At 69.5% G+C, this 12,905-nt stretch carries 10 protein-coding genes and 1 pseudogene; 4 read left to right on the top strand and 7 right to left on the bottom strand.

Annotation, left to right across the window (positions count from 1 at the left end):
• Window positions 1-54: 54 nt before the first annotated feature.
• Window positions 55-1,233, bottom strand: coding sequence for a family 1 glycosylhydrolase (locus ACQCO7_RS02605; protein WP_464070238.1), 1,179 nt, complete (start codon window positions 1,231-1,233; stop codon window positions 55-57).
• A 106-nt stretch (window positions 1,234-1,339) separates the two neighbouring features.
• Here ACQCO7_RS02605 and ACQCO7_RS02600 point away from each other — a divergent pair, with 106 nt between their 5' ends.
• Together ACQCO7_RS02600 and ACQCO7_RS02595 are read left to right on the top strand one after the other, a co-directional pair.
• Window positions 1,340-1,969 carry a TetR/AcrR family transcriptional regulator gene (locus tag ACQCO7_RS02600; RefSeq protein WP_464070237.1) on the top strand — a complete coding sequence of 210 codons (630 nt, stop codon included), beginning with the start codon at window positions 1,340-1,342 and terminating at the stop codon, window positions 1,967-1,969.
• A gap of 57 nt (window positions 1,970-2,026) precedes the next feature.
• Window positions 2,027-2,176 (top strand): annotated as a pseudogene (locus tag ACQCO7_RS02595) (DM13 domain-containing protein); the annotation flags it as partial.
• Window positions 2,177-2,180: 4 nt separating this feature from the next.
• Here the strand turns inward: ACQCO7_RS02595 and ACQCO7_RS02590 are convergent.
• A complete protein-coding gene (locus ACQCO7_RS02590; RefSeq protein ID WP_464070236.1) occupies window positions 2,181-2,831 on the bottom strand; it encodes a peroxiredoxin-like family protein in 651 nt (216 codons plus the stop codon).
• A gap of 144 nt (window positions 2,832-2,975) precedes the next feature.
• The gene (locus ACQCO7_RS02585) at window positions 2,976-3,122 is read right to left on the bottom strand and encodes a hypothetical protein (RefSeq protein ID WP_464070235.1); all 147 of its coding nucleotides are present in this window, start codon (window positions 3,120-3,122) and stop codon (window positions 2,976-2,978) included.
• Window positions 3,123-3,287: 165 nt separating this feature from the next.
• Between ACQCO7_RS02585 and ACQCO7_RS02580 the strand changes: the two genes are divergently transcribed.
• The gene (locus ACQCO7_RS02580) at window positions 3,288-3,893 is read left to right on the top strand and encodes a TetR/AcrR family transcriptional regulator (RefSeq protein ID WP_464070234.1); all 606 of its coding nucleotides are present in this window, start codon (window positions 3,288-3,290) and stop codon (window positions 3,891-3,893) included.
• A 69-nt stretch (window positions 3,894-3,962) separates the two neighbouring features.
• On the opposite strand, the gene mctP is transcribed toward ACQCO7_RS02580, so the two are convergent.
• The 4 genes from mctP to ACQCO7_RS02560 all read right to left on the bottom strand — a co-directional run bounded on the left by mctP (window position 3,963) and on the right by ACQCO7_RS02560 (window position 10,783).
• Window positions 3,963-5,603 carry a monocarboxylate uptake permease MctP gene (mctP, locus tag ACQCO7_RS02575; protein ID WP_464070233.1) on the bottom strand — a complete coding sequence of 547 codons (1,641 nt, stop codon included), beginning with the start codon at window positions 5,601-5,603 and terminating at the stop codon, window positions 3,963-3,965.
• Window positions 5,604-5,691: 88 nt separating this feature from the next.
• A complete protein-coding gene (locus tag ACQCO7_RS02570) occupies window positions 5,692-7,041 on the bottom strand; it encodes a cation:proton antiporter (RefSeq protein WP_464070232.1) in 1,350 nt (449 codons plus the stop codon).
• A 17-nt stretch (window positions 7,042-7,058) separates the two neighbouring features.
• Window positions 7,059-8,711, bottom strand: coding sequence for a histidine phosphatase family protein (locus ACQCO7_RS02565; RefSeq protein ID WP_464070231.1), 1,653 nt, complete (start codon window positions 8,709-8,711; stop codon window positions 7,059-7,061).
• The gene (locus tag ACQCO7_RS02560) at window positions 8,711-10,783 is read right to left on the bottom strand and encodes an FAD/NAD(P)-binding protein (RefSeq protein WP_464070230.1); all 2,073 of its coding nucleotides are present in this window, start codon (window positions 10,781-10,783) and stop codon (window positions 8,711-8,713) included. Before ACQCO7_RS02560 ends, ACQCO7_RS02565 begins: the two co-directional genes overlap by 1 nt.
• 569 nt (window positions 10,784-11,352) lie before the next feature.
• Between ACQCO7_RS02560 and ACQCO7_RS02555 the strand changes: the two genes are divergently transcribed.
• Window positions 11,353-12,840 carry an NB-ARC domain-containing protein gene (locus ACQCO7_RS02555; protein WP_464070229.1) on the top strand — a complete coding sequence of 496 codons (1,488 nt, stop codon included), beginning with the start codon at window positions 11,353-11,355 and terminating at the stop codon, window positions 12,838-12,840.
• Window positions 12,841-12,905: the final 65 nt, after the last annotated feature.

Genomic DNA, 12,905 nt, shown 5'->3' with positions numbered 1-12,905 from the left:
GGCGGCATCCCGGCCGTTCCGTCCCGATGGCCGTCGCGGCGTCGGAGCGACGGGTCACGGACGCCCCCGTCGTGCCACCTCGCCCAGCCAGCGCAGGCTTGGTTTCGGGTGGCGGGTGAAGGTTTCGCGGTCTACCGAGATGAGGCCGAGGGTGGGGGTCCAGTCGCCCCAGCGGTAGTTGTCGAGGGCGCTCCAGTGGAGGTAGGCGCGGACGTCCGTGCCGTCGTCGATCGCGGAGAAGAGGCCGTCCAGGGCTGACTTCGTGTAGGCGATGCGGCGGGTGTCGTCCGGGGTGGCTATGCCGTTCTCCGTGACGAGGATGGGGGTGTTGTCGGTGATCTGCGCGGTGTGGCGGACGGCCAGGGCCAGGGCGTCGGGGCGGTAGGGCTTGCCGGTCATGGTGTCGTCGGGGTGGGGGATGTGGGGTTCGAGACCGGTGGGGGCGACCCATTCGCTGGAGTAGGACTGGACGCCTACGAAGTCGTCGTCGCGGGAGGCTTCCAGGTAGAGGTTCTCCCAGATGTACTCGATCTCGTGGAGCTTCGCCTCCGCTCCGGGGCGGGCGGTGAAGGCCCGGTTCGCGATGGTCCAGCCGACGCCCGCGTCGGTGTGGGCGTGCAGGACCGCGCGGGCCGCCTGGTGGGCCTCGATGAGGGCGGCGCCGATCTTCGGGTCGGGGGCCGGGAGCCGGGGGCGGGTCGTGTCGGCGCCGGCCAGGCCCTGGGCGGTGAGGTGCCGGCGCTCCACCGTCATCATCATCGCGAGCATGTTGGGCTCGTTGAGGGTGGCGACCCAGGGAACGCCGTCCAGGATGGGGGCGACGGCCTCGACGTACCGGGTGAACCGGGCGACCGCCCGCTCGCCGAGCCACCCGCCCTCCTCCGTGAACCAGCGCGGGCTGGAGAAGTGGTGGAGGGTGATGACGGGGGTCAGGCCGAGGGAGAGCGCGGTGTCGATCATCCGCCGGTAGTGGGCGAGCGCGGCGCGGGAGAAGTGTCCGGGTACGGGTTCGACGCGGGCCCACTCGACGCCGAAGCGGTACGCGTTGAGGCCGGCGTCCGCGAGGAGGCGCATGTCCTCGCCGTACCGGTGGTAGCTGTCGGTCGCGTCGCCGCTGCGCTCCAGGCCGGGGATCCGCCCCTCCCGGACCCACCAGTCGCTGTTGACGTTGTTGCCCTCGGTCTGGTGCGGGGAACTGGCGGCTCCCCACAGGAACGGTGTGCTGTCCGGCATGGGCACTCCTGTAGAACGCGACAGAATCTAACCATGATGGTTAGAGTTCGACGCGATTAAACTCCCGGCCGGAGCTTGAGGCAAGCGGTCGTACGGAGGAAGCACGTTGCGCGAGAAGACCGGCCCCCGAGGGCCGTACGCCACCACCCCGGCCCGCCGGACGCAGATCGTCCGCGCCGCCCTCGCGAGCTTCGCCGAGCACGGCTTCGAACGGGCCTCCCTGCGCGACATCGCCGCTCGCGCGGGCGTCACCCACGCCGCGCTGCTGCACCACTTCTCCGGCAAGGAGGACCTCCTCGTCGCGGCGCTGGCCCAGCGCGACGCGTACGACGAGGAGCAGGCCGACCGTATCCTCGCCTCCGGCACCGAGGGCGCCGCCGTCCTCGGCGAACTCCTCGCCGACGAGTTCGCCGACCCCGACCACCTGCGCAACTGGCTCGCCCTCGCCGTCGCCGCGACCAACCCCGCGCATCCGGCCCACGAGTACTTCACACACCGCGGCGAACGCCTGCGCAACCGCCTCCGCAGCGGCGCCCTGCGGACGGCTCACCCCGGCCCGGAACTCTCCGTCGAGGAGAAGGCCGTCCTCGTCCTCGCCATGCTCGACGGCCTGCGCGTCCAGGTGCTCCTCGACCCGTCCGTCGATCCGCTGCGGCTGCTGGAGGTGTTCATGCGGACGGTGATCACGCCGGTGGGCGGGGAGGACCGGCTCGCGCGCGGGGCCGGCGACGCGTAGCCGCTCTTGCCGCGCGCACCGGCCGGTCGGATCAGCTGCTCGGCGAGGGGACGCGCGTACGTCAGCCTCGGCAGGCTCAAGGGGAACAAAGGCGACCAGAACTACCGCCTGCGCGCCGACGTCGACCCGGCCGCGTCGACAAGCGCAAGCATCTGGTGCGACCGCTTCGACGTCTCGTTCGGCGCGGCCGAACTGGCCCGCGCCTGACGAGTCAGCCCAGTGCGTCGACGGCTGCGAGGATGTCGGCCGGTTCGGCGCGGGTGGTGTAGTCGGTGTCGACGAACGCCCAGCGGATGGTGCCGTCGCGGTCGATCACGTACGTGGCGGGCAGCGGGAGTGTGCGCGGGTGGCCGTCGTTGACGTGCTGGAGATCGAAGCCGAGCTTGTCGTAGACGGCGGCGAGGTCGTCGGGGAGGTCGAAGGCGAGGCCGTACTGCTTGGCGGTGTCGGAGCCGATGTCGCTGAGGACGTCGAAGGCGAGGTCGTGCTTCTCGGTCAGGGAGAGGGACTCGTCGGGGATCTGCGGGGAGACGGCCACCAGGCGGGCGCCGCGTGCGGTGATGGCGTCGTGGTGCTGCTGGAGGGAGCGCAGGGCGATGTTGCAGTACGGGCACCAGGCGCCGCGGTAGAAGGTCAGGACGACCGGGCCCTCGGCGAGCAGGTCGTCCAGCGCCAGAGTCCGTCCCGCCGCGGTGGGGAGGTCGAAGCGCGGAGCTTGCGCGCCGACGGCGAGAGCCTGGTCGGCCTGGCCGGAGTCGGCGAGTTCCCGGCCGGCCCGTTGCATGACCTCCCGGATCTCGGCGGGGATCTGCTGCTGGCGGGCTTCGTAGAAGGTACGCAGTTCGGCGTTGAGGGTGGTCATGGCGCTCGGTCCTCCTGGCTGGTGACTGGGGCGGGGCCAAACACGAGTCGGACCTGGCCCGACGTCGACGACAAATCTTGAAATGACTGTTCCAAGATAAGTGCATGTGCGACCCTGCGCCAGCCGCGCGGAGGTGTCGGTGGGTCAGAGGCTGGTGAACGGGCGGTGGTCGGCCAGGGCGAGAGCCCGGATGAAGGCGGCGAGGTGGACTGCGCGACGTGCCAGGAAACGGCGGAGCGGGGACGCGTGGGACCCGTAGGCGGCCGTCCATAGGGCCGGTATGCGATTCATAGGGGCATGGTCGCGGCGCGAGGCGGCCCTCCGGCGGATCGTGGACGAAGCTGGACGCCGTTGCGCAGGTGGGCGGCCTGTCCCGCTCTGTACCCGCCGGTGTCTTTGCCGCTACGCGAACGGGGAGTATCTTGGAATCCTTATTTCAAGATGGCGGGGTGAAACATGCCGGACATCAAGCACTTCGATCCGGACGCGACCCTGGAGACCGTGGTACGGCTGTTCTGGCGGCAGGGCGTGGCCTCGACGGGGATCCAGGACGTCGTGGCCGCGACCGGGCTCAACCGCTCCAGCCTGTACGCCACCTTCGGTGGCAAGCAGGAGCTCTACCTCGCCGCGCTGCGCCGCTACCTGGTGCGGCGCTCTCAGCCGATGTTCCAGCGCCTGGCGGAGGACGAGCGGGGGCTGCCCGCCATCTCCGAGTTCTTCGGCGGTCTGATCGAGGCGCGCTGCTCGGGCGAGTACGCCCGCTGGGGCTGCATGGTCTCCAACGCGCACGCCGGGGCCGAGAACAGTGATCCGGAGGTGCGCGCCGTCCTGGACCAGCACCACCAGGAGCTGCGGGACGCGATGTACGCGGCACTCGTCATCGCCGAGGCCCAGGGGCAGCTCGCCCCCGGCGCCGATCCCGATGCGTCCGCCGACCTGCTGGCGCTGCTCGCCTACGGGGTCAACCTGCGTTCCCGCGCAAGCGCCGATGCCGCGACGCTGCGGAAGGCGGTGACCGCCGCCCTGGACTCGATCGCCGGCCGAGCAGCCGCACTGACGTGAGGTGACATGGGGTGACCTGCGGTCCGACGCCAGGCCGGACCGCAGGTCACCCCATGGTGGATTCGGCTCTCAACTGGGGTTGGGGGCGGGCGAAGTGCCCGGACGAGGAGCAGGCGCCGCCTTCGGTTTCGCGCCTGCCGCGTCCGCCGTGTAGTCCTCCGGGGACGTGGCGTCGATGCCCTCGGGAGCCTTGACCGCCTTCAGGATGAAGGTGAGGACGACGGTCACCACCCCATTGACCACGAACGCCGTGAGGCCGATGTACCCGATCTCGCCGATCCCCGGGATCTCCTTCGCCGAGCCACCGAAGTGCTTCTGGGCCGGCGAGGCGACACCCCACGCGGCGAGGGTGCCGTAGACCATGCCGACCGCCCAGCCCGCGAGCAGGGCCCAGCGATGGAACCAGCGGGTGAACAGGCCGCCGACCAGCGCCGGGAAGGTTTGCAGGATCCAGATCCCGCCCAGGAGCTGGAAGTTGATGGCGACCGTCTTGTCCATGGTGAGGACGAAGACCAGCGCGCCGACCTTCACCAGCAGCGAGACCAGCTTGGAGACCTTGGTCTCCTGCGCCGGAGTCGCGTCCGGCTTGATGAAGTCCTTGTAGATGTTGCGGGTGAAGAGGTTCGCTGCCGCGATCGACATGATGGCCGCGGGAACGAGGGCGCCGATGCCGATCGCCGCGAAAGCGATGCCCGCGAACCAGGCCGGGAACATGTCCTCGAAGAGCTGCGGGATCGCCAACTGCCCGTTGGTGACCTTGACTCCGGCCGCGATCGCCATGAAGCCCAGCAGGGCGAGCAGGCCCAGCATCAGGGTGTAGAGGGGCATCACCGTCGTGCTGCGGCGGATCACCTCACGACTGCGGGACGACAGCGTCGCCGTGATCGAGTGCGGATACATGAACATCGCCATCGCGGAGCCGAGCGCCAGAGTCGCGTACGTCCACTGCGCGTCCGGGCCGCTGACCAGTGCGCCGCGTGGCTTGCCGGTCGCGGGGTTCGTCTGGCTGTACGCCTCGCTCGCCCTGGCGAAGATGTCGTCGAAGCCGCCCAGCTTGATCGGGATGCAGATGATCGCGACCACGATGACGATGTAGATCAGCGTGTCCTTCACGAAGGCGATCATCGCGGGCGCTCGCAGACCTGACGAGTACGTGTACGCGGCCAGCACACCGAACGCGATGAGCAGCGGGAGGTCCTTCACGAACCAGTGGGTGTCCTCACCGCCGCCGATGCCCATCACGTCCAGCACCGCCTGGATGCCGACCAGTTGGAGCGCGATGTAGGGCATGGTCGCGAGGATGCCGGTGAAGGCCACGGCCAGCGACAGGCCCTTGGAGCCGAAGCGCCCGCGCACGAAGTCCGCCGTGGTGACGTACCCGTGCCGGTGGCACACCGACCACAGCCGGGGCAGGAAGGTGAAGACCAGGGGGTAGACGAGGATCGTGTACGGCACCGCGAAGAAGCCGGCCGCGCCCGCCGCGTAGATCGCCGCCGGGACGGCGACGAACGTGTAGGCCGTGTAGACGTCGCCGCCGAGCAGGAACCAGGTGACCCAGGTGCCGAACGACCGGCCGCCCAGGCCCCATTCGTCGAGGCTGTGTTCGTTCTCCGCCCTGCGCCAGCGCGAGGCCAGGAAGCCCATGACCGTGACGGCGAGGAAGAAGAGGAGGAAGACGGCGAGTGCGACGCGGTTCACGCCGTTGGGCATGGCTGCTCCCGTGCGGGGACGAAGGACTTCAGGCGGGGATGTCACGTGAGGGCCGGCCGGACGCGTCCGCGTCCGGCCGGCCGGTGGGTCAGGCGTGAGCGGGTTCTGCCTCGGGCGAGGCCGCTCCGGCGGCAGCCTCGGGCTCCGGCGTCGGCGGGGACATCTGCTGTTCGAACCGCTCGGGCAGCGCCCAGCGGTACAGAGGCATGGCGCCGGCGGTGGTGATGACCGCGACCAGGACCAGCATGGAGAAGACGTCCTTGGTGATCATTCCCTGGGCGAGGCCGATGTTGATGAAGATGAGGATCATCAGACCGCGGGCGTTCATCAGGCCGCCGACCGCCCAGGACTCGCGCCACGAGAATCCGATCGTGCGCATGGCGGTCGCGCAGCCGACGTACTTGCCGATGAAGCCAGCCGCCAGGATCAGCAGGAACGGGCCGATCATGGCCCATCCGGCGATTCCGCCGAGTTCGGTGTTGAGGCCGGAGAAGGCGAAGAAGATCGGCAGGAGCAGGACGCAGACGAGATCCATCATGCGGCTGTGCAGGGCCTCGCGGAAGGCGGGGTTCCTCGGCATCGCGAGTCCGGCGATGAAGCCGCCGAAGACGGAGTAGATGCCGATGTAGTCGGTGAACAGTCCGGACAGCAGGACGATGCCGACGACGAGGTACATCTGGTCGAAGCCGAAGTGGCCGGTGCGCTCGACCCGTGCGCCCATCGGGCGCAGCAGGCGGGCCACGACGGTGAGCATGACGAGGGCGAACAGCGCTGTGAGCCCGATGGTGCGCAGGACGTGCAGGGCGCCTGCTCCGGTGTGCATCGCCGAGAGCACGGCGAGGAAGCACCATGCGGCGGCGTCGTCGATGGCCGCGCCCAGCAGGGTCATGCGGCCGAGCGGCGAGTTCTGCAGCCGCCGCTCGTAGAGGATGCGGGCGAGCATCGGGAAGGCCGTGATCGACAGGGCGCCGCCCATGAAGAGGGCGAACTCGAAGGTGCTGACGTCGGGGCGGGAGAGCCGGTCGTGGAGGAGGTACGCGGCTCCGGCGCCGAGCAGCAGGGACGGCAGGATGCCGGAGACGGCCAGGACGGCGGCGTTCTTGGTGTCCCTCTTGCCGTTGCCGCCGCCGTGGTCGAGGCCGGCGCCGACGAGGAACATGAAGACGGTCAGGCCGATGGTGCTCAGGACGTACAGGATGGGCTTCACCTCGGGGGTGAAGACCGCCTTCTGGGCCGCGGGGAAGAGGGCGCCGAACAGGGTGGGGCCGAGCAGGACGCCGGCGACCATCTCCCCGAGGACCCGAGGCTGCTTCACCAGCATGGCGAGGCGTCCGCAGAGGGCTGAGGCGGCCAGGATGACCACGATCGCGGGCAGGACCCGTAGGACGAGTTCGAGGTTCCTGTCGGTGGTGGCGGCCAGAAAGGTCGTGTGGTGCACAACAACTCCCGTGGGCGTCAGGAATGCGCGGGGACGGAGGGCTCGTGCGGGCCTTCGGCCGATGGGCGGCCCTGTACCGGACCGTGCGGGGGAAGCCCGAGGACCGCGGGCCAGCGTGCGTCGTCGGGCGCGACGACGAGGAAGCGGGCGTACCAGCTGTCGAAGAACGACAGGACGAACATCGGCAGCAGCGTCCAGATCGCCACCTGTTCCAACGGCCCGTTGCCGGTGAGCGCGGCGATGATGACCACCACGAACACGTTCGGGTAGGTCATGGCGGTGTAGTCGTCGAGCGTCTGGACGTGGCGGCGTCGTTTGAGGAGGGCGGCGACGAGTCGCAGGCCGACGGCGATGCCCGCGGCGGTCGGCGCGTAGGTGGTGAAGCCGTCCAGGTCGAGCTTGAGGCAGACCAGCACGATGAAGGCGGTGAGCAGGAGCACCGCCACGTATCCGTTGCGCTCGCCGTACTTGGCCGTACGGATGGGAGAGCGCTCCCGCAGCCGTTTGACCAGGACGTAGGCCGCCGTGACGATGCCGGTCGAGGTGGCGGCACTGATGGCGACGGCCGGGGCGACGTCCTCACGCAGGGTCAGGGCGAGGACGGCTGAGAACGAGACGGTGGCGGCCAGGGAGGAGAGCAGGACCTGCGCGAACGTCGGCATGATCATTCCACCGAGGCAGCGACTGACGGTCATCGCCACCACGGAACTCGGTGTCGCGAGGAACACCGCGACGATCGCCGCCGTACTCGTACTGCCCGCGTCCGACCAGCGCACCAGGGCGGCGAAGGCGATCGGCAGAGCGAGATACCGCAGGGCTACGGACCGGAGCGTGCCGCGGTCGGTCACGAACGTGCGCGCGTTCTCCAACTCGATGCGGCACATGGTGATGACGCTGGCCAGCACCAGCAGCAGGAGCAGCAGATACGGCGAGCTGGACACCCGCAGCCCCGCCAGATTGGCGAGGAGACCGGCGGCCAGGCCGGCGCAGAAGACCATGGGATGGTTGACGACGACCCAGTCGTAGACCATGTTCATGGTCTTGTTCTCGTTCTTCACATAGCTGTGGATCCGGTCGCCCTGAAGCATCTGTGAGTTGGGCAGGCGCAGGTCGTACGATTCGTCGGCGGGCCGGTCCAGGACGAACCGGCAGATCAGTTCGACGACGTATTTGTGTGAGACCACGCAGACCACTTCGCCGCGCCGCAGCGCGGGCAGCAGCTCCTCCTCGTAGAAGGCGTGCACGCGGTCCCTGAACTGTGCGAACGTCTCACCGCCGTGCATGGTGGGGCTGTCGGCGTTCATGGCCCGCTCGTACTCGGCGATGCCGTGGCGGCGCTGGAGGATGGACTTGCTCTCCAGCGTGTAGCTGCCGAAGTCGCGTTCCATCAGGCGCTCGTCGACCACTGCCTCGGGAGCGTCCGCGGCGGGGGCGTCGATGCCGAAGATGGTGTCGGCGGTCTCGTAGGCGCGGGTCAGCGGGGAGACGTAGACGCGGTCGAAGTGCTGGTCGCGGTGGCCCCCCGCGACCTTCTCTGCCTGGATCCGGCCGAGGAACGTCAGCGGGGCGTCGCGCTGTCCGGCGATGCGGTGCACGGAATTGCAGGTGGACTCGCCGTGGCGGACCATGAACAGCCGGCCGAGCAGTCGCTGGTCGTCCTGGTCGGTCATCACGCGTCCTTCTTCGGGGCGTGCTTGACCTGGTCGCTGTACTGCGAGTCCCAGCCCGCCAGCCTGGTGATGTCGCACAGGTTGTGGACGGCGTGCTTCTCCACCAGCGTGGTCAGCATGGAGACGGTGCGCCGGGCCCGCTGCGCGGTGAACCCGAACTCACGGGACATGGCGGCACCGAACTCCGCCAGGTCGTCGTCGAGGATGCCCCGGTACTTACGGCGCTCCGTGCGGTCCTGGGCCTGTAGGTAGTTGACGGCGTTGGGGTACGCGGTCTCGCGGGCGTAGCCGAGCATCCGTTCCCGCAGCCGGGTCGCGTCCGGCTTTCCGGCCGGGAGGGCGAGGTCGTCGACGATCCAGTCGCAGCTGCGCACCAGGCAGTGGTGGATGCCGTCGGGGATGTCCATCCGCTCCTTGTCGTCTGCGGAGTCCGTGGACCTGACGCCGCGCAGAACCTCCATCGCCGTGTCGAAGCACTGGTTGCGCAGGGTGCCGATGCTGAAGACGAACGCGCCGAGCCGGCCGCGGCGGGTGGTCTCGTCGCCCTGGCGCATCGGGCCGACGCAGAAGAGGTTCCGTACGATCTCGCCGTCGGCGCCGACAAGCTGTCCGTGCGCACCGACCTCGATGCCGCGGTGGGTCTTCGTCTGCGGCTGTGCGTACCCGTGCCCGTTGACCAGGCCGTTCCACAGGGGGTGGTCGGTGCGTTCGTAATCGGTGTTGTTGCCCAGGCAGTTGACGACCCGGTCGACGACGATGTCCGGCTGGTCGGCGAAGACCACCCGGATCTTCGTGCCGTCCTCGACGGGGCGCATGTCCTGGATGGCGGCGGACAGGGTGCTGACGGTCTTCGGGGCACCGCTGAATCCGCGCATCCGGCTGCGGACGACGCCGCCGATCTCCCGGACCGTGCTGGTGCGGTTGGTGACGATCAGGCTCTTGTACCGGTCGAGCAGCATCTGCACATCGCGCGGGTCCATGCGGGAGATCAGCTCGATGACGTACGGCTCCCACGCCTTCATGACGCGCTCGGGGAAGACGGCGTCGAGCGCGCTGCCCGGCTCCACGCCGTGCTCGTCGCGCAGCTGGGCGTACTCGGCCTTGATGCCCTCCACGACCGTCTCCGGGGTGAGCTTCTCGGCGTCGAGGAAGGGCGGGCGGCGGGCCTGCCAGATGTCGTGCTCGTGGTCGACCGGGTAGGTGCCGTGCATGTGGCCGCCCCGTGAGCAGATCAGGATCTGTCCCCGGTGCCCCGTGTGGACGAGGGAGACGACGGCGTCGAAGGCGGAGAGCGCGGATCCCGTGACCAGTACCGTCTCGTCGGGGCCGACGGCCCGGAACCGCTCCTGGGCATCAGGGGCGTACGGGTCCGCGAGGAAGCGGTCGCAGCCCTTGACGCGGTGGTAGAACGGCGCCTGCACCGGTGAAAGGTGACCGGTCGTCAGAATCACCTGGTCGGAAGGCAGGTCGTGCACCCCGCCCTGCGGGCCGGCGTCGACGTACTTGACCACATACCCGTCGCCCTCGGCGCGCACGTCGATGGTCTCGCCGGTCATCTCGCACAGGGTGACCCCGGGGTGGGCGTCCGCGACGGCCGTCCGCAATCGCTCTGCCAGGTACTGGCTGAAGATCCGCCGCGGTACGACGCAAGCGACGCCGAAACTGTGGTACTGCCACTTCTGCGGCCAGGTGGAGCGGTCCGCCTCCTCGTTGGCCCACTCCAGGAAGTCCTCGGGCCGCTCGCGGCGCAGGGTGATGCGGCCGGCCTGGATGTTGAGCATGTGCTCCCAGTTGGTGGCCGCCGGACCGAAGGCGAGGCCCCCGTACCGATATCCCTCCTCACGCTCCATGAGGCATATCTCCAGGGGAGAATCGGCGAAGTGGAGCAGCCGGATGGCGGTGAGCGTGCCGGAGAACCCGGCACCGATGATCGTGACGCGCCGCGTGCCGGGCGGCGCACTGGCCGCACTGTCCGTGGAACCGTGCTGCGTGGCGCTCTCGTGCATCGCTCTGTCCGCCCTGCCGCGCTCCTGGCTGAGGCTGTCCTGCATCGTGCTGGCTTGCGTTTCCACGGTCTTGTCTCCTTCAGTGGGGGGAGCCGGCGCCACTCGTGGGTGAAGTGGACCGTCACCGCGTCGCGGATCGAGTTGTGGACGATGCGGCCCCGCTCGGCCTTGAGCAGGGGCTTGGGGATCAGGTCCCGGAGGGCGGCGGGAGCGGACACCCGCACGGTGATCTCGGAGAACCGGGTCGGCGCGCTCACGGGGGTCGCGTCGACCCGGAAGCCGGCCCCGGAGGCGTCGGCCTCCGGGTTCTCGGCCCTCAGGGCCGCCAGGAAGGTGCTCGCGTAGCAGCCGCCGAGAGCCAGGAGCGATGTCGGACATGGCTGTACACGGACTCCTGTCCTGGAACGGGGCACGTAGGGCCTGGCCGGGATTCCCGCGGTGCCAGTGGTCGAGACGGCCCTCAGCATCAGGACGGAACAAGGGCTTCCGGACAGATCGTGGATGATCCTGGATGCACTGCGTGGCTGGATCTCGACAGACAGAAGCCGCTTGACAGTCGCGGCCCCCCTCCGTCTAACTTGAAACAGTCGTTCCAAGTTTTTCGTGGCCCAGGTGTCCCATGGGGGAGGATGTTCGTGCCGCAAGTGCTGGATCCGGGGAAAGCCCGCACGATGGACGAATTCATCGCCGAACTGAGACTGCTGAAGTCGTGGGTGGGCAACCCGTCGATCACCGAGATCACGCGGCGCATCCACCGGGAATGGCAGCGGACCGGACGGCCGCGCGGCGAATGGCCGGCCCGCTCGACCGTGGGCAACTGCTTCCAGGTCGGCCGCCGCCGGCCCAACTCCGATCTGCTGCTGGCCGTGGTGCATGCCCTCGTCGGCGCCGACGAAGCCGTCGTCTCCGCCTGGCGGCAGTCACTGCGCGCGGTACTCGGCGAGGCCGAGGCCGCCGCACGGGTCAGCGTCTACGACCGACTGCCCGCCGGACTCCCCTCGTTCGTCGGCAGGACCGATCTGGTGGCTCGGGCGGAAGCCCTGCTGAACGTCGGCGCAGACGCGCCCGCGCTGGTACTGGAGGGCATGGCGGGCGCAGGCAAGACGTCACTGGCCCTGCACGTCGCCCACCGGCTGCTCGCCGAGGAACGTCCCGACGTGCCCGTCCTCTTCGCGAACCTGCGAGGCAGCGCACCGCAGGGCCCGCCCGCCGACTCGGCAGCGGTACTGGAGACCTTCCTGCGCCTGCTGGGTGTCACCGGGGACCGTATTCCGTACGGGCTCGACGGCCGGGCCGTCCTCTGCCGTCAACTGCTGGCGGGCACGGGCGCCCTGGTCGTCCTGGACGACGCGGCGGATGCGGAACAGCTACGGACGCTTCTGCCCGGGGTCCGTGACTGCCGCACTCTGATCACCAGCCGTCACACCCTGACCGGCCTGGACGCCGTAGCCCGCCTGCCGGTACCGGTGCTCGACCCGGACGACTCCCTGGAACTGCTGCGGGAGACGGCGGGAGCCGCCCGCGTAGACCCGGACCTCCCGGCCGTCCGGCGGATCGCCCACGTCCTGGAGCACCTGCCGATGGCACTGTCGATCATCGGCCGCCACATGCGAGACCATCCCGCGTGGGCGCTGGGTGACTACTACCGGGAGCCCCTGACCACCCTGGCCCTGGAGGACGGAGTACGGGCCGCGCTCGCCGCCTCCGACGCGCGACTGCCCAGGGGCGCGCGGCTGCTGCTGCGCCTCCTGGCGCTCCATCCACCGCAGGATGTGGACGCCGCCACGGCTGCCGCGCTCATGGACGAACCGGTCTCCGCCGTCGAGCACCACCTCGACACCCTCGTGGCGACGCACCTGATCCGGCGCACGGCACCTGGCCGCTTCCGACTGCACAGTCTGGCCCACGCCTACGCGGAGGAACGTATCTGCATCGACGAGCCGGCGACCCGTATCCGGCAGGCCCTGGGGCGCATGCTCGCGCACGGCCAGGAAGCCGCCGTATGCGACGAGTCCCGGACCGCCCGCGTGCTCCAGCCGTCGATGCACCTGGAGCACGCGGAAGCAAGTGGAGAGCTGTCGCTCCCGCGGGCGCTGGGAGGGCGGCGTGTGCTCGCAGCCTAGATGTATCGCCCTGTGAGGTTGGGAACGCGGCTGGACAGCTTCACCGCGCCGCTCTTGAGCCTGAC

It is taken from the genome of Streptomyces saintjeani, assembly GCF_055409605.1.
This window is presented reverse-complemented; position numbering and strand designations above follow the sequence as displayed.

What these genes read in the sequence shown, in the direction of transcription:
- ACQCO7_RS02605 (WP_464070238.1), bottom strand. Translation starts at nt 1,233, where the DNA reads ATGCCGGACAGCACACCGTTCCTGTGGGGAGCCGCCAGTTCCCCGCAC.
- ACQCO7_RS02590 (WP_464070236.1), bottom strand. Translation starts at nt 2,831, where the DNA reads ATGACCACCCTCAACGCCGAACTGCGTACCTTCTACGAAGCCCGCCAG.
- ACQCO7_RS02585 (WP_464070235.1), bottom strand. Translation starts at nt 3,122, where the DNA reads ATGAATCGCATACCGGCCCTATGGACGGCCGCCTACGGGTCCCACGCG.
- ACQCO7_RS02580 (WP_464070234.1), top strand. Translation starts at nt 3,288, where the DNA reads ATGCCGGACATCAAGCACTTCGATCCGGACGCGACCCTGGAGACCGTG.
- mctP (WP_464070233.1), bottom strand. Translation starts at nt 5,603, where the DNA reads ATGCCCAACGGCGTGAACCGCGTCGCACTCGCCGTCTTCCTCCTCTTC.
- ACQCO7_RS02565 (WP_464070231.1), bottom strand. Translation starts at nt 8,711, where the DNA reads ATGACCGACCAGGACGACCAGCGACTGCTCGGCCGGCTGTTCATGGTC.